Origin of the sequence: Actinophytocola algeriensis, from assembly GCF_014203735.1 — a bacterium.
Classification (GTDB): Bacteria; Actinomycetota; Actinomycetes; order Mycobacteriales; family Pseudonocardiaceae; genus Actinophytocola; species Actinophytocola algeriensis.
This window is the reverse complement of record NZ_JACHJQ010000005.1, coordinates 223,536-242,218: the sequence shown is the minus strand read 5'-3', so window position 1 is coordinate 242,218 and position 18,683 is coordinate 223,536. Positions and strand designations below refer to the sequence as shown.

Annotated in this window: 17 protein-coding genes; 14 read left to right on the top strand and 3 right to left on the bottom strand. The window is 72.3% G+C overall.

The features are described 5' to 3' along the window. The first annotated feature begins 49 nt into the window (after positions 1 to 49). The 5 genes from FHR82_RS23655 to FHR82_RS23635 all read left to right on the top strand — a co-directional run bounded on the left by FHR82_RS23655 (position 50) and on the right by FHR82_RS23635 (position 4,252). Positions 50 to 694, top strand: a complete 645-nt coding sequence (locus FHR82_RS23655) for a hypothetical protein (RefSeq protein WP_184812706.1) — start codon at positions 50 to 52, stop codon at positions 692 to 694. Next, a complete protein-coding gene (locus FHR82_RS23650; RefSeq protein ID WP_184812705.1) occupies positions 691 to 1,434 on the top strand; it encodes a GNAT family N-acetyltransferase in 744 nt (247 codons plus the stop codon). The genes FHR82_RS23655 and FHR82_RS23650 overlap by 4 nt, the downstream gene beginning before the upstream one ends. Positions 1,435 to 1,512: 78 nt before the next feature. Then, on the top strand, positions 1,513 to 1,779 hold the full coding sequence (locus FHR82_RS23645; protein ID WP_184812704.1) for a carboxymuconolactone decarboxylase family protein: 267 nt from the start codon (positions 1,513 to 1,515) through the stop codon (positions 1,777 to 1,779). Between the two features lie 222 nt (positions 1,780 to 2,001). Further along, on the top strand, positions 2,002 to 2,523 hold the full coding sequence (locus tag FHR82_RS23640; protein WP_184812703.1) for a carboxymuconolactone decarboxylase family protein: 522 nt from the start codon (positions 2,002 to 2,004) through the stop codon (positions 2,521 to 2,523). Positions 2,524 to 2,707: 184 nt separating this feature from the next. Beyond that, the gene (locus FHR82_RS23635; RefSeq protein ID WP_184812702.1) at positions 2,708 to 4,252 is read left to right on the top strand and encodes a right-handed parallel beta-helix repeat-containing protein; all 1,545 of its coding nucleotides are present in this window, start codon (positions 2,708 to 2,710) and stop codon (positions 4,250 to 4,252) included. Between the two features lie 24 nt (positions 4,253 to 4,276). Here the strand turns inward: FHR82_RS23635 and FHR82_RS23630 are convergent, their stop codons facing one another. Further along, positions 4,277 to 5,383, bottom strand: a complete 1,107-nt coding sequence (locus FHR82_RS23630; RefSeq protein WP_184812701.1) for an RICIN domain-containing protein — start codon at positions 5,381 to 5,383, stop codon at positions 4,277 to 4,279. A gap of 235 nt (positions 5,384 to 5,618) precedes the next feature. Between FHR82_RS23630 and FHR82_RS23625 the strand changes: the two genes are divergently transcribed. Genes FHR82_RS23625 through FHR82_RS23585 form a run of 9 tightly spaced genes read left to right on the top strand, consistent with a single transcriptional unit; the run spans position 5,619 to position 16,749 of the window. Further along, positions 5,619 to 6,623 (top strand): Lrp/AsnC family transcriptional regulator, encoded by a 1,005-nt coding sequence (locus tag FHR82_RS23625; RefSeq protein WP_184812700.1) that lies wholly within the window; start codon positions 5,619 to 5,621, stop codon positions 6,621 to 6,623. Next, positions 6,620 to 7,483 carry a polysaccharide deacetylase family protein gene (locus FHR82_RS23620; RefSeq protein ID WP_184812699.1) on the top strand — a complete coding sequence of 288 codons (864 nt, stop codon included), beginning with the start codon at positions 6,620 to 6,622 and terminating at the stop codon, positions 7,481 to 7,483. The genes FHR82_RS23625 and FHR82_RS23620 overlap by 4 nt, the downstream gene beginning before the upstream one ends. Next, positions 7,480 to 8,241 carry an SDR family NAD(P)-dependent oxidoreductase gene (locus tag FHR82_RS23615; RefSeq protein ID WP_184812698.1) on the top strand — a complete coding sequence of 254 codons (762 nt, stop codon included), beginning with the start codon at positions 7,480 to 7,482 and terminating at the stop codon, positions 8,239 to 8,241. Before FHR82_RS23620 ends, FHR82_RS23615 begins: the two co-directional genes overlap by 4 nt. After that, a complete protein-coding gene (locus FHR82_RS23610; RefSeq protein ID WP_184812697.1) occupies positions 8,238 to 9,815 on the top strand; it encodes an ABC transporter substrate-binding protein in 1,578 nt (525 codons plus the stop codon). Before FHR82_RS23615 ends, FHR82_RS23610 begins: the two co-directional genes overlap by 4 nt. Beyond that, positions 9,812 to 10,819: an ABC transporter permease gene (locus FHR82_RS23605; protein ID WP_184812696.1), complete on the top strand. Its 1,008-nt coding sequence runs from the start codon at positions 9,812 to 9,814 to the stop codon at positions 10,817 to 10,819. Before FHR82_RS23610 ends, FHR82_RS23605 begins: the two co-directional genes overlap by 4 nt. 43 nt (positions 10,820 to 10,862) lie before the next feature. Then, positions 10,863 to 12,530 (top strand): ATP-binding cassette domain-containing protein, encoded by a 1,668-nt coding sequence (locus FHR82_RS23600; protein ID WP_221464209.1) that lies wholly within the window; start codon positions 10,863 to 10,865, stop codon positions 12,528 to 12,530. A 41-nt stretch (positions 12,531 to 12,571) separates the two neighbouring features. Beyond that, the gene (locus tag FHR82_RS23595; protein WP_225943887.1) at positions 12,572 to 13,285 is read left to right on the top strand and encodes an ABC transporter ATP-binding protein; all 714 of its coding nucleotides are present in this window, start codon (positions 12,572 to 12,574) and stop codon (positions 13,283 to 13,285) included. After that, positions 13,282 to 15,465: a zinc-dependent metalloprotease gene (locus FHR82_RS47570; RefSeq protein ID WP_184812693.1), complete on the top strand. Its 2,184-nt coding sequence runs from the start codon at positions 13,282 to 13,284 to the stop codon at positions 15,463 to 15,465. Before FHR82_RS23595 ends, FHR82_RS47570 begins: the two co-directional genes overlap by 4 nt. A gap of 12 nt (positions 15,466 to 15,477) precedes the next feature. Further along, a complete protein-coding gene (locus FHR82_RS23585; RefSeq protein WP_184812692.1) occupies positions 15,478 to 16,749 on the top strand; it encodes an amidohydrolase in 1,272 nt (423 codons plus the stop codon). A 3-nt stretch (positions 16,750 to 16,752) separates the two neighbouring features. On the opposite strand, the gene FHR82_RS23580 is transcribed toward FHR82_RS23585, so the two are convergent. Both FHR82_RS23580 and FHR82_RS47565 read right to left on the bottom strand, forming a co-directional pair. After that, on the bottom strand, positions 16,753 to 17,628 hold the full coding sequence (locus FHR82_RS23580; protein WP_311771241.1) for an FtsK/SpoIIIE domain-containing protein: 876 nt from the start codon (positions 17,626 to 17,628) through the stop codon (positions 16,753 to 16,755). Then, positions 17,586 to 18,602 (bottom strand): pentapeptide repeat-containing protein, encoded by a 1,017-nt coding sequence (locus FHR82_RS47565; RefSeq protein ID WP_311771240.1) that lies wholly within the window; start codon positions 18,600 to 18,602, stop codon positions 17,586 to 17,588. The genes FHR82_RS23580 and FHR82_RS47565 overlap by 43 nt, the downstream gene beginning before the upstream one ends. Positions 18,603 to 18,683 lie beyond the last annotated feature (81 nt).

The window sequence follows — 18,683 nt, the reverse complement described above, 5'->3', positions numbered from 1 at the left end:
GCCTGGCGTCGCGGGTGGCGCACGCTCGGCGGCCAATAGGCTCCGAGGCGTGCAACCTACCGCTCCCGCACCGGACGCCGTGTGGTCTCGCTACGGCGACAAGCGCCATCTGGTGTTCGTGCTCATCGGCGTGCTGGTGTTCGCGGCCCTGACGGCGCTCGGGTTCAACGCGTTCGCGAGCGGTGACTTCGAGGACGGCGCGGAGAAGGTGATCGGCGGGATCATCACCGGCTTCTTCGCGGTCGGCCTCTCCTTCTGCGTCCTCGCCGTGGTGATGTTTCCCTTCCGGCGCCATCGCCTGCCGGGTGTGGCCGTTGACGCCACCGGGGTCTGGTGGTACCGCGATCGGGGTGCGACCCCCGTCCCCTGGCCCGACATCGCGGGCGTCGGGGTCGGCTACCTCCGGGCCCCCACGGCGGCGGTCGTCGGCGGTTCGTCACTGGGTCACCGCAAGGACTTCGCACTGGAGGTCTTCCTGCGCGCCCCGGACCTGCCTGATGGTTCCGCCCTTCATGCGTGGTCGGCGACCGAACCTCCGCCCATCCCAGCCCTTCCCGCCGACCGTCTCCGCTTCGCGATCCCCACCGGGAGCGACAGGCACGACCTGCACGCCGCCGTCGCGCGCCACGCCCCGCGGCTGTGGGTGGGTGAGTACGAGCGGCAGTGGACGCGGCTGGGCATGCTCGGGAAATGACTCCGGGAAATGACGACGAGAGCATCGGGAAGGTGCGGCACCGGGTGAACCGCGACGACACCATCCTCGACGACGCCGTCCTCGACGATCCCGTCGGCGAGTCACTGCGCGGTCACCACGCGCACCTCGCCCGCCAGGTGGGCCAGGCCGTCACCTACCTGCCCGGGGTCGCCACCTTCTCCGCGACAACCACGGGGCCCGGCGCCTGGGACGACCTCGCCCGGCTGCTCGGCCGGGGCGAGTTCGCCGACATGTTCAGCTGCCCGGCGACACCGCCGCCGGACTGGGAACCGGTCTTCGTCCTCGAAGGCAGGCAGATGACCATGCCCAGCCCGTCCGGCCGGCCCACCGTCTCCGGTGTGGTCGAACTGGGCGCGGACGACGTGCCCGAGATGCTCGACCTCGTCGCACGGACCCAGCCGGGACCGTTCTGGGCGCGCACCCACGAGCTGGGCACCTACCTCGGTGTCCGCGAACGCGGAACGCTGGTGGCGATGGCGGGCGAACGGCTGCGCCCACCCGGGTGGACCGAGCTCAGCGCCATCTGCACGGCACCAGAGGCACGCGGACGCGGTCTCGCCGCCCGCCTGGTCGGCGCACTCGTCGCACGCGTCGCGACCCGCGGCGAACGCCCCTTCCTGCACGTGGCCGAGAGCAACACCGGTGCCATCGCCCTCTACGAACGCCTCGGCTTCGAGACGCGCAAGCCGGTGACCTTCCGCGGGTTCCGCACACCATGACCGGCTCGTCATCGACCCGCTCTGGTTCGTCGTCGTGCGATCTGGTCAGGCGCCGGCGCGGGACACTAGGCTTCTGACATGGCGTGGCTGGGAACCATCTCTCGCTCCGACGCGGTCGGCGAGCTCGCGGAGACCTACGCGATGATGGCCGCCCGGCCGATCCCCGACGCGTACCGGCCGCCGCACGACGACGCGCCCGGCATCATCCGCGCACACAGCCTGGACCCGGAGCTGATGCGGCGCACGTTCGCGATCTCCGGGTCACTGCACGGCACCGCACTGGACTGGGCGGACCGTGAGCTGATCAGCAGCGTCACGTCCCGCACGAACGAGTGCTTCTATTGAACGTCGGCTCACGCAGAGTTTCTGCGTGTCGCCAGCGGTGATGCCGCACTGCCCACGAGCGTTCTCAAGGGCGACAACCATCTGCTGCCAGAACGTGGCGCCGCGCTGGCCAGGTTCGCGGCCGACCTGACCGCACGGCCGTGGTCGATCACCCCTGACTCCACCGAGTCGCTGTCGGCACAGGGGGTCGACGCCTCGGCGCTGGAGTCCGCGATCGCGGTCGTGGCGATGTTCAACTACCTGACCCGGGTCGCCGACGCCTCCGGCGTCGAGTTCGACTACGCCTCCCCACTGCCCGCTTTCGAGCCGGAGCGCGACAGGGAACCAGCGCCACGACCGGACCGCGCGTCCTGGCCGGTCATCGCGGACGAGTTCCGCACGCTCCCCGGTTTCCCGGCCACGAACGAAGCCTGGCAGCGGTGGCACGAGTACGTCTTCGACTCCGGCGAACCCCTGAAACGGCGAGACCGCGGGTTGCTGGCGCGCGCGGCCGCGCAGGAGACCTGCGACCGCGCTCGCGCCGACGAGCTGGCCGAGCACACACCACGCGACGACAGGGAGGAGCGGCTGGACGGGTTCGCCCGCAAACTCAGCCGAAGCCCCTGGCGGATGGACGCGTCGGACCTGCGGGCCCTGCGCGACCTCGGCTACCCCGAACCGGCACTGCTGCACGCGATTTCCGTGGTGGCGCTGCAGAACGCCGAGTCCCGCCTGGCGATGGGGCGGGCCCTGACCGCCAGGTGACAGCGGCCGGCGTGCTGCCGTCGCGCGGCGCCAGGTCCCTCCGCGTCCTCGCACACCGGCCGGGACGTGGGCACAGGCCCCGCACATGCCGGTTCACCTCGTCTGGTGGCACCGCGCCGCCGCGATCTAGGCTGCGGATCCCCTGGACACGACCGCGTGGTCCACAGTGGACTGAGGAGGTCAGGTGCTGCGATCAGTGCTGTCGGCGGCGACGCTCGTACTGGGTCTGGCGGTGGCGCCCGCAGCGGCGGCACAGCAGGCCGACACGTGCTCCGGGGTCACCGTTCCGCTGGGTGCCGACATCCAGACGGCGGTGAACGCGCATCCGGCGGGCACCACCTACTGCCTCGCCGCGGGGCGCTACCGGTTGAGCGCACCGCTGAGGCTCAAGACCGGCGACACCCTGTGGGGCGCGGGCCCGTCACCCACGCGCGGCACCATGCTCTCGGGTGCGCGGGTGATGACCGGCTGGACCGCGTCCGGCGCCAACTGGTACGTCAGCGGTGTGCTGCCGCCCGCGTACACCGACAGGAACGGTCAGTGCGAGGACCTCACCACCAACCTGTGCCACCGGTTCGAGGACGTGTTCCGCAACAGCACCCAGCTCCTCCGGGTCGCGTCGCTGAGCGCGCTCGGGCCCGGCAAGTTCTACGCCGACTACGCGGCCAACCGCGTCTGGGTGCGGGACGACCCGGCCGCGGTCACGATGCAGATCGGCAGGACCCCGGCCGCGATCACCGCCGGGACCGCCACCGATGTGGTGGTCCGCGATCTCGGTGTGCGGTACTTCGCGTCGCCGAGCCAGCTGGGTGCGCTGGAGCTCGGTGACCGGTGGCGGGTCTTCAGCGTCGAGACCAGTTACAACCACGCGCTCGGGTTCAAGGTCGTTGGCGACGGCGCGTCGTTCACCGCGGGCCGGTCCTCCTACAACGGTCAGCTCGGCGGCGGGGTCAACGGCGGCCGTGGTTTCACGATCGCCGACGTCGAGATCGACCACAACAAGGCGCAGGCGCTGTACTGGGTCAGCGACTGGGAGTCCGGCGGCATCAAGGTCACCAACGGCGCGACCGGTGTCGTCGAACGCGCGAACGTCCACGACAACTTCGGCATCGGTGTGTGGGCCGACGGCCAGGCCGGTGATCCGGCCGTGCCGAACTCGTTGCGGTTCCTGGACTCCACGATCGTCCGCAACTCCGCCGACGGGGTGCGCTTCGAGATCAGCAGCAACGGCAGGATCGCGGGCAACACCGTCATCGGCAACGGCTGCGACCTGCTCGGCCGCCGGGGTCCGCAGCCGGTGGCCGGCCTGCCGGACGGCGCCGGCATCGACGTCAACTCGTCGGTCCGCGTCGAGGTCTCGGGGAACACCGTGTCCGGCAACCACAACGCGATAGGCGGCCAGGAGCGGCGGGGGCGGGAGCTGCACCTGCAGCAACTGCGCGTCGTGGACAACACCATCGACAGCACGCGGTGTGCCAACGGTTTCGGGCTGGGCCTGACCGGTGTGGTGAGCGACCAGAACCCGGACAAGCCTGGCGAGTACTGGGGCCACGCGTTCGACGCGGTGGGCGACAACAAGTTCATCGGCAACGACTACCGGATCCCGGCGGCCGACGGTGGCCTGACCGCGCGACGCTACGCCTGGAACGGCAGCTACATGCACAACTGGAGCACATGGACCGGCGCGGACGGGCAGGACGCGGGCGGCACGGCGGTCGTCATCCCATGACGCCCGGCGGCCTCCCGGCGCCCGTCACCGTCCTGTCCAGCGTTGCGCGCCGGTCCCGTTGCACTGGTACAGCTGGACCAGCGTCCCGTTCGCCGTGCCGCCGGCCGTGAGGTCCAGGCACTTGCCGGAGCCCGCGCCGGTGATGGACCCGTCGGCGTTGAACGTGAACCGCTGCGCGGTGGTGCCGTTGCAGGTCCAGATCTGGATCTTCGTGCCGTTGGCCGTGCGGTTGCCGTCGACGTCGAGGCAGCGGTCGCCGTACACGCGCAGCTCGCCCGCGGCGGTGCGGGTCCAGCGCTGGTTGGTGCCGCCGTGGCAGCCCCAGAGGTGCACCTGCGCCCCCGGTGTGGTGCTGACCCCGGACACGTCGAGGCAGCGGTTGGACTGGGGGTTCACCAGCGACACGGCGGCACCGACCGGGGGCAGCGCGGGCCTGAGGCTGCCGGGCACGGACCGCAGGGCCTCGTACCAGCGGTCCCCCATCTTGGCGTAGCCGGCGGCGGTGGGGTGCACGCCGTCCGCGAGGTCGGCGGTCGTGATCGCCGAGTACATGTCGACCAGGTGGGTCCGCGGGCCCTTCTCGGCGACGATGCCGGGGATCGCGGCGTTGTAGGCCCGCACCCGCTCCTCCAGCTCCGGGTAGGTCGACGGGATGACCTGGGCGACGAACAGCTCCACGGCGGGCGCGGTGGCGCGGATCTTGTCGATGAGCGCCGACAGGCGGGCGGGCGCGCCTGGGACGTCGTGGTTCTCGTTCAGGTCGTTGTGGCCGATGTGCAGCAGGACCGTGCGGGGTGTGGTGGCCCGCAGCCAGCCGACGATGTTCGCGTCGAGCTGGTCGATCCGCCACCCGTTGTGGCCCTCGTGGTCGTGGTCGCCGAGGCTGTCGGGTCCGTTGGACCCCGAACCGACGAAGTCGACGGTGTGCCCGTCCGCCGCCATGCGCTGCCACAGGTTGATCCGGTAGCCGCCGGGGACGTTGTAGCCGTCGGTGATGGAGTCACCGAGCGGCATGACCCGCACACCGCCGTTCGACTCGGCAACCACGGGCGCGGCCGCGGTGACTCCCACCCCGAACGCGAGTACGAGACTGAGCGCGGCGGCACCCAGCCGTCGCAGGGTCCGCCGCATGCCCGATCTCCTCGCCGTCGACTGCCCCTGATCTTCCTGGTACCAGGAAAAGGATGGCGCCGTACCGGTGTCAAGTGATCCGCCGGATCGTGTCTCACGTTTCATCCGTCCGGCGGTCCGGACGTCCTCCGGCCCGGTCGGAGCGGGTTTCTTGGCCATGTCGACCAGGTCAAATGGACGTATCCCGCAGTACTGGCCATTGACATGAGGGATTCCTTCACATCAGAGTGTGCGCATGAGCGAAGGCGTCAGGCTCGATGAGGTGGACCGGCGGATCGTGGCCGCGCTCCAGCTGAACGGGCGCGCTTCCTGGAAGAAGATCGCGGCGGTGCTGGACGCCAAGGAGTCCACGGTGGCGCGGCGCGGGCAGCAGCTCATCGAGTCGCGGGTCGTCGGGGTCACCGGGGTGCTCGACCACCTGCGGTGCGGGCTCGGCATCTCGCTCATCGTGCGCATGCGGTGCAGGCCGGGCCGGGCGAACGCGGTCGCCGAGGCGCTCGCCGAGCTGCCCGTGACCCGGTTCGTCACGGTCGTCTCCGGCAGCGCCGACGTGGCCGCCGAGATCGTCGTCCGCCGCCACCAGGACGTCGCGCGGGTGCTCGTCGAGGACCTCCCCCGGCCCGACGACATCGTCGAGACCGAGTCGATGGTCGTGGTGCGGAAGTTCTCGGCCTTCGAGGAGTGGGACACCGGGCTGCTCGGGCCCGCGGCACGCGGCCTGCTGCGCGACGACACGGCTCCGTTCACCGACCACCGCGCCTGGCACGAGACCGTGACGCTGACCGAGCAGGAGTTCGCCATCGCGGGTGTGCTGGCCGCGGACGGGCGGGCCACCTACGCGCAGATCGCCGCCGCGGTCGGGGCCAGCGAGTCCACCGCGGCCCGGCGCGTCGAGTCGCTGGTCAGCCGCGGCTGCCTGCGGTTCCGCACGTTGTTCGAGACCCCAGTGATCGGCATGGACGTCGACTTCATGCAGTGGCTGGCGGTCGAACCGGCCGAGCTGGAGAACGTCGGCTCGCGGCTGGCGAAGGAGTCGTCCACCCGGTACGTGAGCGCCACGACCGGGCGGTTCAACCTGTGCCTGCACGGCACCCTGTCCGGTTACGGCGACCTCTACGACTACCTGACCAAGGTCGTCGGCGCGCTGCCCGGCGTCCACGCCGCGGACCTCACCCTGCAGGCCCGCACCCTCAAACGGGCCTGGACACGGATCGACGAGGACGGGCGGCGAGCACCGTGACACCACAGCCGTGGCAGTGGGAAGAACCGGTGTGGCGTGGCCACGTCGACCGGGTCCGCGCGGGCAGGCGGCTGACGCCGGAGCGCTGGCCCGGTGGCGCGCAGGTCGCGGTGGCGATCTCCTTCGACGCCGACCACGAGACGATCTCGTTGCGGGACAACGACATCAGCCCCGGCAGGCTCGCGCAGGGCGAGTACGGCGCACGTGCTGGCGTGCCACGCATCCTGCGGCTCCTCGACGAGTTCCGGGTCCCGGCGACGTTCTTCGTGCCCGCGGTCTCCGCGCTGCTGCACCCGGCCGACGTCGAGGCGTTCGTCGCGGGCGGGCACGAGGTCGCCGCGCACGGCTGGATCCACGAGCGCAACACCGGGCTGAGCAAGGCCGAGGAGCTGGACCTCACCGGCCGCGCGTGCGAGGTGCTGGCACGGCTCGCGGGGACCCGCCCGGTCGGGATCCGCACGCCCAGCTGGGACTTCTCGGAGTCCACACTGGACGTCATCCGCGAGCTGGGCCTGCGGTACGACTCGTCGCTGATGGCCGACGACGAACCGTACGAGCTGCTCGCGGACGGCGAGCCGACCGGTGTGGTCGAGCTGCCGGTCGAGTGGATCCGCGACGACGTCCCGTACTTCATGCTGGGCCGCAACTACACGTCCCCGAGGGCGGTGCTGGAGATCTGGCGCGACGAGTTCGACGCCGCCTACGCCGAGTGCGGGTTCTTCCAGCTGACCATGCACCCGCACGTGATCGGCCACCGCTCGCGGCTGGTCGTGCTGCGGGAGCTGCTCACCCACATCACGAACCACGACGACGTCTGGTTCGGCACACACGCGGCGGTAGCGGAGGCGGTTGGCACATGAGGCACGTGCTCGTGACAGGAGCGGCGGGTGGCATCGGTCTCGCGTGCGCGCGGGCGTTCCACGCGCTCGGCGACACGGTCACCGGGGTGGACGCACGCGCGGACGTACTGACGACGACGATGGCACCGATGGGCGGCAGGGCTTTCACCGCCGATCTGTCCGATCCGGACTGTGCCGGGGTCGTGGACCGTGCGGTGGCCGCGACCGGACCGGTCGACGTGCTGGTCAACGCGGCGGGCATCTACCCGGCGACCTCGCTCGCCGACATGACCGCGCGGGCGTGGGACCAGGTGCAGCACGTCAACGTGCGCGCGCCGATGCTGCTCACCCGGGCGCTCGCCGCGGCGGGCCGCCCCGCCGCCGTGGTCAACATCAGCTCGTCCGCCGCCACCCGCGCACGGCCGGGTGCGGCGCACTACTGCACCTCGAAGGCCGCACTGGAGATGGTGACCAAGGCCTGCGCGGTCGAACTCGCGGAGCTGGGCATCCGGGTCAACGCCGTCGCACCCGGCTTCATCGAGGTGGACAGCCCGGTCAACCCGGTGACCCCGGAGTACGCGATGGCCGTGTCGGCCAACCCGATCGGCCGGGCGGGCAGACCGGACGAGATCGCGGCGGCCGTGGTGTGGCTCGCGAGCGACGCCACCACGTTCGTCACGGGCTCCATCGTGCGCGTGGACGGCGGCGGCACCGCGGGCTCCACCGCGCTCCCACCGCACTTCCCCACCACGACCGCGTTGCAGGAGGGCGCACCATGAGCCGAACTCGCGGAGCGAACCGCCGGCGCACGAAGCGAACTCTCGCCGCGCTCGCCGTTCTCACGTTGACCGCCGCCTGCGGCGCCGCGACCGCGGGCCCCGCCGAGACCGGCACGCTGCGGACCGTGCTCAACGCCGACCCGTCGAGCTTCGACCCGGCCTTGGCGCAGGGACAGCAGACGTTCCAGGCGGCGAGCCTGCTCTACGACACGCTGCTGCGCCGCGACGACGGCGGCACGCTCGTCGGCGGCCTCGCGTCGGACTGGGCGGCCGAGTCCCCTTCGGCGTACACCTTCACCATCCGCGACGACGCCACCTGCGCGGACGGCACGCCGATCACCGCGCCGGTCGTCGCCGCCTCGCTGTCCCACCTCGCCGACCCCGAGACCGGGTCGACGTGGAAGAACCTGGTCTTCGGGCTGGGCGACGCGACCATCACCGCCGAAGGCGCGACGGTGCGGATCGCGCTGTCGCAACCGTTCACCACCCTCCCCCAGGGTCTCGCGATCCCGCAGTCCGGCATCGTCTGCCCGGCCGGGCTCGAGGACCTGGACGCACTCGCGGCGGGCTCGGTACCCGGCGCGTTCTCCGGCCCCTACACCGTGGCCGACGCGCAGCAGGGCCTGAGCTACACGTTCGACCTGCGCGACGACTACGACGCCTGGCCGGACTTCGCGGAGCCGTTGACAGGCGCCCCGCCGGAGCGCATCGAGATCGGCATCACCACCGACCAGTCCACGATGGCCAACCAGATCCTCGCCGGCGACCTCGACCTCGGCCAGTTCGCCGACCCGGACGCGGTGCAGCGGTTCACCGCGCAGCCGGACCTGCACCAGTACCAGGTGATCAACGCGACCGCCTACGTCGTGTTCAACCAGCGGCCCGGCCGGGTCTTCGCCGACCGGCCCGACCTGCGCCAGGGGGTGGCGAAGGCGATCGACCAGAACTCCTTCAACGCGATCTTCAGCCGGAACACCGGGGACGTGCTGCGCTCGGTGGTGCCGTCGAGCTTCGCGTGCGTCAACACCGACACCGCGCTGCTCGAACGCCACGACCCGGAGGGCGCGGCGGCAACGCTCGCGGGCGCGAAGATCACGATGATCGGCAACACCGCGAACCGGCAGTTCAGCGGCGGCGCCGACTACGTGTACCAGGTGCTCGCCGACGCCGGCGCGGACGTGACCATGAATAAGGTCGACAACGCCACGTTCTGGAGCACCATCGCCGAGGGCGGCGCCGACTGGGACCTCGTGTTCCTCGGCGACCTGAACTCCGTCGGCTCGATCAGCGCGTCGCTCGACCGGGTCATCGGCCCGGCCGTGGAGGACGGCGGCCGCAACTACAGCGCGTCGGACAACCCGGAGGGCGAGGCGGCGTTCGCCGACGGCCTGGCCGCGCCGGACGAGAGGACGCGGTGCGAGGCGTTCGGCCGGGCCCAGCGGTCGCTGTTCGAGCGGGACGACATCGTGCCGCTGGCCGGTAGTCCCCTGACCTACGTGACCGGCCCGGACGTGACCGTGTCCGTGTTCGACGACTACGTCGACCTGGCGACCCTGCGGATAGGTGCGACATGACCGACACCACCGAACTGACACCGCCCCGGCCGCGCCGCGTGCGCGCCGGGTCGTCGTGGACCGGCTTCGCGCTGCGCAGGCTCGGCGGGCTCGCGGGCACCGTGGTCATCGCCGTCGTGGTGACCTTCGTGATCGTGCCGCTGATCCCCGGCGACCCCGCGGTGAGCGCGGCGGGCCCGGACGCCACCATCGACCAGATCAACCGCGTCCGCGCCGAACTGGGGCTCGACCGGCCGCTGTACGAACGGTTCTTCGACTACGTCGGCGGGCTGCTGCAGGGCGATCTCGGGCACTCGTTCTCGTTGAACGCGCCCGTGTCCGAGGTCGTGTTCCGGCGGCTGCCGTTCACCGCGGGCCTGTCGTTCCTCGCGCTGCTCGTGGTGCTCGTGCTCGCGGTGCCGCTCGGCATGGCGATCGGCGCGCTCACCCGCGGCGGCAAGCGGCGCAGGCTGGACTCGACGTTCAACTACGTGACCGCGGTCGTCGCGGCGATCCCGCCGTACGTCATGGCGACGCTGCTGGTGCTGCTGTTCGCGGTGACGCTGGAGGTGCTGCCACCCGCGTACACCCGCTCGCAGCCGGGGCTTTCGTTGCTGCTGCCCGCGTTCGCGTTGAGCCTGCCGTCGATCTGCCTGATCGCACGGGTGGTGCGGCGCGAGACCGCGGTCGTGCTGGAACAGGACTTCCTGCGCACCGCACGGGGCTGGCGGCTGTCCGGGCTGCGGATGGCGCTGCGGTACGTGCTGCCGAACGTGCTCACCAGCACGCTCACGCTGAGCGGCATCGTCCTCGTCGCCATGCTCGGCGGCGCGATCAGCGTGGAGACCGTGTTCGGCTGGCCCGGGCTCGGGCTCGGCGTGGTGAACGCGGTCGCCACCAAGGACTACCCGCTGGTGCAGGGCATCGTGCTGATCCTCGCGGTGCTGTCGGCGCTGATGACGATGGCCGTCGACGTCCTGCTCGGCATCGTCGACCCGAGGGTGCGCGGAGGACAGCATGTCTGACAGGGCGACTGTGCCTGAGGTTCGCTCAGCAAGCTCCGCGGCTGTGCCTGATGCCGGCTCCGCGAAGGCGCGGCGGCTGCGCTGGAACCCGGCGCTGATCGCGGGGGTGGTACTGCTGGGTGGCACCGGGCTGACCGTGCTCATCGCGTCGCTCGTCATCGGCGACGGCGCGGCGCGCCTGTCCGCCGACATCGCCCAACCTGCCTCGGGCGAACACTGGCTCGGCACCGACTACTTCGGACGCGACCAGCTCGCCCGCGCGCTCGTGGGTGCCGAGGCGAGCCTCATCATGGCGCTCGCCGCGACCGTGATCTCCATGTCGATCGGCGTGCTCGCCGGTGCCGCGGTGTGGACCGCGCCCCGCCGCGTGCGGGAGCTCGCGCTGCGGTTCGTGGAGATCACCGTCTCCTACCCGGAGCTGCTGGTCGCGGTCGTGCTCGCGGCCATCCTCGGCGCGGGGCGCTGGCAGCTCGTCGTGGCGGTCGCGGTGGCGAACATCCCGGCGACGGCCCGGCTGACCGCGAACCTGTCCGGCGCGCTGTACCAGCGCGACTTCGTGACCACCGCGCGGCTGTCCGGGGTGCCGAGGCGGGCCGTGATCGGCAGGCACCTGCTGCCCAACATGGCCGAGCCGCTGCTCATCCAGGTCGCGGCTGCGTTCTCGACCGGGCTGGTCGCGATGTCCGCGCTGTCGTTCGTGGGCCTCGGCGTGCAGACCCCGGACTTCGACCTCGGCAGGCTGCTCGCCGACGCGCTCCCGTCGATCTACTCGCGGCCGCTCGAGGTGGTCGGGCCGACGCTGCTGATCCTGTTGCTGTCGGTGGGCGCGATGCTCATCGGCGACGGGCTCGCGGCAGCGGTCGACCCCCGGGTCCGCCGCCGCACCACCGCCCGTGCCGAGACTCCGGCCGGGTCCGCACCCGGTGCGTCGACCGCGCCCGTGGTGGTGCGGGACCTGGCCGTGGCGCGGGCCGACGGGACGCCGCTCGTGCGCGGGGTGTCGTTCGAGATCGGCCGCGGCGAGATCGTCGGGCTGGTCGGCGAGTCGGGCAGCGGCAAGTCGCTCACGGCGTTGTCGCTGGCCAGGCTGCTGCCGGAAGGACTGACGGCGACCGCGAGCGAGCTGCGGGCGGGCGGCATCGACCTGCTCGGCAGGCCCACCCGGCGCGAGCTGGCCGACACGGTCGCGATGGTCTACCAGGACCCCGGGACGACGTTCAACCCCGCGCTGCGGATGGGCACCCAGCTCACGGAGGTGCTGCGAGTCCACAGAGGACTGTCCAAGTCGGCCGCGCGATCGGTGATCACGGACCTGTTGGCGAAGGTGCACATCACGGACCCCGAACGCGTGCTGCGGGCGCACCCGTACGAGCTGTCCGGCGGCATGCGGCAGCGGGCCATGATCGCCGCCGCGCTGGCCGCCGAGCCCGCGCTGCTCGTCGCCGACGAGCCCACCACCGCACTCGACACCACCGTCGCGGCCGGGATCCTGCGTGAGCTGGGCCGGATCCGCGACGAGACCGGCACGTCGATCCTGTTCATCTCCCACGACCTCGGCGTCGTCGAGGAGCTGTGCGACCGGGTGCTGGTGATGAAGGACGGAGAGATCGTGGAGGAGCTGACGTGCGAGGCACTGCGGGCCGGAGCCGTCACCGCGCCGTACACGAGGATGCTGCTCGACTCGGTGCCACGGCTGGCGGTGCGGTCATGAGCGGGCTCGCGGTGGCGGATCTCACCGTCCGATTTGGACGTATGACCGCGTTGGACGACGTGCGCGTGACCGTCCCGGCAGGACAGACGGTCGGACTGGTCGGCGAGTCCGGCTCCGGCAAGTCCACGCTCGCGAAGGCGATCCTCGGCATCGTGCCGGTCGCCGCCGGGCGGGTGCTGCTCGACGGCGCCGAGGTGCCGGTGCGGGAACTGACCCGGCGGGTGCGGATGGTGCCGCAGGACCCGTACTCGTCGCTCAACCCGCGCCGCACGATCGGCCAGACCCTCGCCGAGGCCGTCGACCCGGCCCGTGCGCGGGTCGGCAGGCACCGCGACAGGATCGAGGCGGCGCTCGCGGAGGTCGCGCTGCCCGCCGACGCGGCCGACCGGTACCCGCACGAGTTCTCCGGCGGCCAGCGCCAGCGCGTCGCCATCGCCCGCGCGCTGATCTGCGAACCGGAGGTCGTGATCGCGGACGAGATCACCTCCGCGCTCGACGTCTCCGTGCAGGCCGAGGTGCTGCGGCTGCTCGACCGGCTGCGGCACGAACGGTCGCTGACCATGCTGTTCATCTCGCACAACCTCGCGGTCGTCGAGCAGGTCAGCGACGAGGTCGTGGTACTGCACCACGGGCAGGTGGTCGAGGCGGGGCCGGTCGACGACGTGTTCGCCGCGCCCCAGGCCGACCACACCCGCGCGCTCCTCGCGGCGGTTCCTGGCGGCGGGCGCTCGCCGGAAGGCACGATCGTCGAGTGACCCAGCGTTCAACGACACCGCGTTCGGAAACAGAGCGTTCGACAGCAGAGTGGGCGAGCGGACCCGGCTTCCTGCTGCACGCCACGATCATCGGCGGCTTCGGCCTCTCCGCGACCGGCCTGGACCGGGGCGAGGTGGGCCCGTCGTTCGTGTGCCGCGCCGACCGGGACGAGATCGGCGTGGTCGTGACGGCCCGCAACACCGCCTACGGCCATTCCGGCACCACCCCGGCCGAACAGGCGGCGGCGACCGCGTCGTTCGCGGAGTCGGTGCTCGCGCGCTGCCCTGGCGACGGTGGGGAGTTCGACCCGGCGCCGCTCGGGCTGGTCGACCTCGTCGGCGGGGCGCAGCGGCTGACCGACGCGGCCGAGCGGCCGTACGTGCTGGACCCCGGGCTCAGCCGGGTCGAGCGGACCACGTGGTACGGGGACGTGCTGGCGATCGAGTCGGTGCTGACGTTCCGCGCCCGCGAGCCGAAGGCCCGGCCCAACCCCGGGCTGATGCTGCGGGCCGGGCCGCCGACGCCGCCGCTGCGGCCGGCGCCCGGCGAGACGGTGAGCGTGCGCCAGCAGGTCGCGCTGCGCCCGCTGCCCGCGCCCGGCTACACCCGGGTGCCGCTGGACCCCACGAGCGGCATGACCCCCGACCACACCGTGCACCGCTTCGACACGATCGCCGAGCGGGACGCCGAAACCGCCCTCGCCACGCGGTTCCGCGCCGACGACCCGATCGTGTTCCACCTCGACCCGGCGATGCCTGCCGCCGTGCGGGACGCCGTCGTCGAGGGCGGCAACTGGTGGCAGGAGGCGTTCGCGGCGGCCGGGCTGCCCGGCCGGTACCGGGTGGAGCCGCTGCCCGATGGTGCGGACCTGCACGACCCCCGGCGCAACGTCGTGCTGTGGGTGCACCGCGCGGACCGCGGCTGGTCCATGGGTTTCCCGCAGGTCGACCCGCGCACCGGCGAGATCCTGCGGGCCGTGGTGCGGCTGGGGTCGCAGCGGATCGAGCAGCTGCGGGCCATCACGGAGAGCGTGCTCGCGCCGTACGACACCGACCGCGGTGCCGAGGCGGTGCGGACGGTGGTCAGTGCCCGGCTGCGGCAGCTCGCCGCGCACGAGATCGGGCACGGGCTGGGGTTCGCGCACAACTTCGCGTCGCACAGCCATGGCAAGCCGTCCGTGATGGACTACCCGGGCCCGCTGTTCACAGTGGACGGTGACCGGCCGTCGGCGCGGACGCCGTACGCGACCGGTGCCGGACCGTGGGACCTGTACCAGGTGGCCGCGCTCTACGGCACCGGCGCGGGCCCGGCCGATCCCGTGGACCTGGACTACGTCACCGACAACGACGCCCGAGGTGACGACGCGGCGGACGCCTGCGGCGCGACGTGGATCGCCCCGGCGGAGCCGACCTCGGCACTGCGGGACCTCCTGGCGGTGCGTGCGGCGGCACTGGCCCGCTTCGGGCCCGCTGTGGTGCCGCCGGGCAGCGACCCGAACGAGATGGAGCGCCGGTTCCTGGTGCTGTACCTGCTGCACCGGCACCAGGCGACGGCCGTGGCGAAACTCGTCGGCGGCCACCGGCGCCGCTACGCGGTCACCGCGGGCACGTCCTTCGCGGGTGCCGCCACGCCGGTGCCCGCCGCCGAGCAGCGCGCCGCGCTCGACCAGTTGTCCGGGTTGCTGACCCCGTCGTTCCTGGCCGTCCCGGCACACGTCCGGCCGCTGCTCGTGGCACCGGCGGGTGGGCGCGACCGGCGTGAGGGCCAGTTCGACCACCGCACGGCGGGTGCGTTCGACGCGGCGGCCGCGATCGCGGCGGGCACGGACGTGGTGGCCCGCACGCTGTTCGCCCCGGCCCGCGTGAACCGGCTCGCCGACGGCACCGGGCTGCCGCTGTCCGAGCTGGTCGCCGCGGTCGCGGGCCGGGCGGTCGAGCTGCTCACCACCGACGACCGCGACCCGGTCACCGAGACGATCGGGTGGACGCTGCTGCGCCGGTTCGAGCACACCGTGACCTCGCCGGAGCTGCACCACCACGCACGGGTCGCGGCCGTGGAGGCCGCCGCCACCGGACCGTGGGACCGTCCCGCGCTCCGGACCCGTTGGGAGGCCATCGAGAAGGCCGCGTACGAGCACCCCGCCGAACTGCCGGAACCACCGGCAGGCACCCCCATCTAGGAGGAGCACCGAATGTCAGTGCCGTCGCCCCTGACCGCCGGTCTCGCCGAGCGGCTTCCCGAGCTGACCGCGATCTACCGGGACCTGCACGCCAACCCCGAGCTGTCGTTCCAGGAGGAACGCACGGCCGGGGTGGTGGCCGCCCGGCTGACCGAGGCCGGTTTCGAGGTCACGACCGGGGTCGGCGGCACCGGGGTGGTCGGTGTGCTGCGCAACGACAGTGGCGGCACGGGCGGTTCCGTGCTGCTGCGCGCGGACATGGACGCGCTGCCGGTGGCCGAGGCAGACCGGGTGCCCTACCGCAGCACGGTGACCGCCACCGGCCCGGACGGCGAACTGTCCCCTGTCATGCACGCCTGTGGCCACGACACCCACGTCACGTCGCTGCTCGGTGCGGCGGCGCAGCTGTCCGCACGGCGGGCGGACTGGTCGGGCACGGTCCTCGCGGTGTTCCAGCCCGCCGAGGAGATCGGCGCCGGCTCGCGGGCCATGCTCGACGACGGGTTCCTCGACCGGTTCCCCCGCTACGACGTGGCACTGGGCCAGCACGTGATCTCCGGGCCCGCCGGGCACCTGTGGGTGCGGCCGGGGGTGTTCATGGCGGCGGGTGACAGCCTGCGGGTGACGGTGTTCGGGCGGGGCGGGCACGCGTCGGCGCCGCAGGCCACGGTCGACCCGATCGTGATCGCCGCGTCGATCGTGCTGCGGCTGCAGACGATCGTGTCCCGCGAGCTGGCGGCGACCGACGTCGCTGTCGTGACCGTCGGCGCGATCCGGGCCGGTGCCAAGGAGAACGTGATCCCGGCCGAGGCTGAGCTGAAGCTCAACATCCGCACGTTCGACGCGCGGGTGCGCGAGCGGGTGCTGGCCGCGGTCGAGCGGATCGTCACGGCAGAGGCCGCCGCCGCCGGCGCGCCGAGGCCACCGGAGATCGCACCCATCAACGACTTCCCGTTGCTGGTCAACGACGAGACCGCGGCTCGGCGCGTGATCACGGCCTTCACCGAGTCGTTCGGCGCGGAGGTGGTGCACGAGCCGTCGATGAAACCGGCGAGCGAGGACTTCGGCCGGTTCGGCGCCGCCGCGGGCGTACCGTCGGTGTTCTGGAACTTCGGCGGCTTCGACCAGGCCCACTACCCGGACCCGGCCCAGCCCGCCCTCGCGGTCGCCGCGGGCGGGGCACCGGGCAACCACTCCCCCGACTTCGTCCCGGACGCCGTCGACGCCGCACTGCTGCGCGGCACGGAGGCGCTGCTCACCGCCGCGTCGCTCTGGCTCACCTGACCGTCACGGCGATGCGGGCGGCGGCCACAACCGGTGGGCCTGCGGGCCATGGCCCTTCAGCCGGTCGACCAGGATGGTCAGCAGGGTCTCTCCGCCTTCGGCAGCCATCGGGTCGGCGACCATCGAGCCGTTCCGCCGGTACTGCTCGGACACGTGGGCGGAACGGAACCGTTCGAGCGGGTCGTTGCCGACCTTGAGGTACCCGTGCCCCGGGGCCCTCGGCAGCCGGAACGCGTCGGTGACGCCCAGCACCGCCTTGCTGTCGGCCGCGGCGGAGGTGCGCAGGCCGATCCGGTAGTGCAGGTGGGTTTCCAGGCCACGCAGCCTGCCTTCGTCGAGCCGTCGCGCGGACAGCAGCAGGTGCACGCCGAGCGATCGACCCAGCCGTCCTGTTTGGACGAACGTGTCGATGAAGTCGGGCCGCGCGGCCAGCAGCTCGACGAAGTCGTCGACGATCACCAGCAGCGTGGGCATCTCGGGGAGCGCGGCGCCCGCGGCGCGGGCTCGCGCGTAGTGCCGCAGGGAGGGGAAGTTCCCGTTGGCGCGCAACAGATCCTGGCGGCGGGCCAGCTCGTTGCCGACCGCGTCGGCCAGCTCGTCGACGCCGCCGTGCGGGTCCGCCACCAGGTCGGTGATCACGCCGCTGGAGTGCGGCAGCGCGTCCAGCAGGTCCGAATCGACCCTGCCCTTGAACTCGACCAGCATGAAGTTCAGCGAGCTCGGCGGGTGGGCCACGGCCAGCGCCAGCACGAGGGTGCGCAGCAGCTCCGTCTTGCCGGAACCGGAGGCGCCGATCAACAGGCCGTGCGGCCCCATGCCGTCCTGGGACGAGTCCTTCAGGTCGAGTTCGATCGGGAGCCCGTCGGCCCGGATGCCCATCCGGACCCGCAGCCGGTCGCGGTTGCTCCTCGGCTGCCAGGTGTCACGGGGTCGAGGGCGTACGGATTGCCCAGCCCCAGCAACTCGGCCAGCGGGACATCGGAGCTCATCGGCACGTCGCCGCCAAGGCCGGTCGCCCCGTCGAAGGTCGCGTCGCCGGTGAACGTCACCCCGGCGAGGCCGACCCCGCTGGTGAAGGCGGCCCGGTCGAAGGAGGCACTGCCGGTGAACGTCGCCTCGTCGAACCGGGCGGGACCGGTGAAGGTCGCCCCGTCGAACCGGGCGGTCCCGACCCGGCACGCCCTGAGGTCGAAGTCGACGAGGGTGGCGCCGCTGAGGTCGAGGTCCGTCCCGTCCCAGAACCGCCCGGTGTCGCGCGGGGCGACGTGGTCGGCGAGGATGCGCTGGGCGGCGAGCCGGACCTCACGTTCCTGCACCCGCTCGCGGTGCTCGTCGTGCCTGCTCTGGTCCTCGTCATCGGACGGCGGGACGCCCGGGAGCTGGTAGGGCATGCGCAGGTACGCGCACAGCACGTTGACCACGGTCTGCCGGTGCTCCGCGTTGTTCTGCGCCAGCCGCTCGAGCGAGTACAGCCCGCCGAGCCGCACCGGCGCCTTGTCCGCGCCGAGCTGCTCGACCGCCTTGCTGTACAGCTCGGTGACCCGCCGCTCGGTGGCATCCGTGTTGGCGTCCTCGGCGACCCGCAGCTGGTGCAGGAACGTGCGTTCCCGGTTGTCCAGCTCCGCCTCGATCGCCCGTTGCCGCCGCCAGGTGAGGTAGAGGGCGAACAGACCACCGCTGCCCACCCCGAGGCTCAGCCCCACCTTCAACGCGTCCAGCCGCGCGGTGACCAGGTCGGGGCCGGTGAGACCACTGGTGGCCGCCCACCACAACGTGATCACCACGCCGGTGATCACGACCAGCACCGCCACACCGCCGACGGCGATCTTCCACCGCGAGATCGGTGGCAGCACTTGCCGCGGCTCACTCAGGACCGGATTCGGGCTCGGCTCGGGTGACACCCCATCAACCTAACGGGGATGCGGGAACGGGAC

Excerpts from the sequence above, each read along its gene's own strand:
- FHR82_RS23585 (WP_184812692.1), top strand. The coding sequence starts at position 15,478 with ATGTCAGTGCCGTCGCCCCTGACCGCCGGTCTCGCCGAGCGGCTTCCC.
- FHR82_RS23580 (WP_311771241.1), bottom strand. The coding sequence starts at position 17,628 with ATGGGCATCCGGGCCGACGGGCTCCCGATCGAACTCGACCTGAAGGAC.
- FHR82_RS23630 (WP_184812701.1), bottom strand. The coding sequence starts at position 5,383 with ATGCGGCGGACCCTGCGACGGCTGGGTGCCGCCGCGCTCAGTCTCGTA.
- FHR82_RS23625 (WP_184812700.1), top strand. The coding sequence starts at position 5,619 with ATGAGCGAAGGCGTCAGGCTCGATGAGGTGGACCGGCGGATCGTGGCC.
- FHR82_RS23615 (WP_184812698.1), top strand. The coding sequence starts at position 7,480 with ATGAGGCACGTGCTCGTGACAGGAGCGGCGGGTGGCATCGGTCTCGCG.
- FHR82_RS23650 (WP_184812705.1), top strand. The coding sequence starts at position 691 with ATGACTCCGGGAAATGACGACGAGAGCATCGGGAAGGTGCGGCACCGG.
- FHR82_RS23595 (WP_225943887.1), top strand. The coding sequence starts at position 12,572 with ATGACCGCGTTGGACGACGTGCGCGTGACCGTCCCGGCAGGACAGACG.
- FHR82_RS23610 (WP_184812697.1), top strand. The coding sequence starts at position 8,238 with ATGAGCCGAACTCGCGGAGCGAACCGCCGGCGCACGAAGCGAACTCTC.
- FHR82_RS23645 (WP_184812704.1), top strand. The coding sequence starts at position 1,513 with ATGGCGTGGCTGGGAACCATCTCTCGCTCCGACGCGGTCGGCGAGCTC.
- FHR82_RS23605 (WP_184812696.1), top strand. The coding sequence starts at position 9,812 with ATGACCGACACCACCGAACTGACACCGCCCCGGCCGCGCCGCGTGCGC.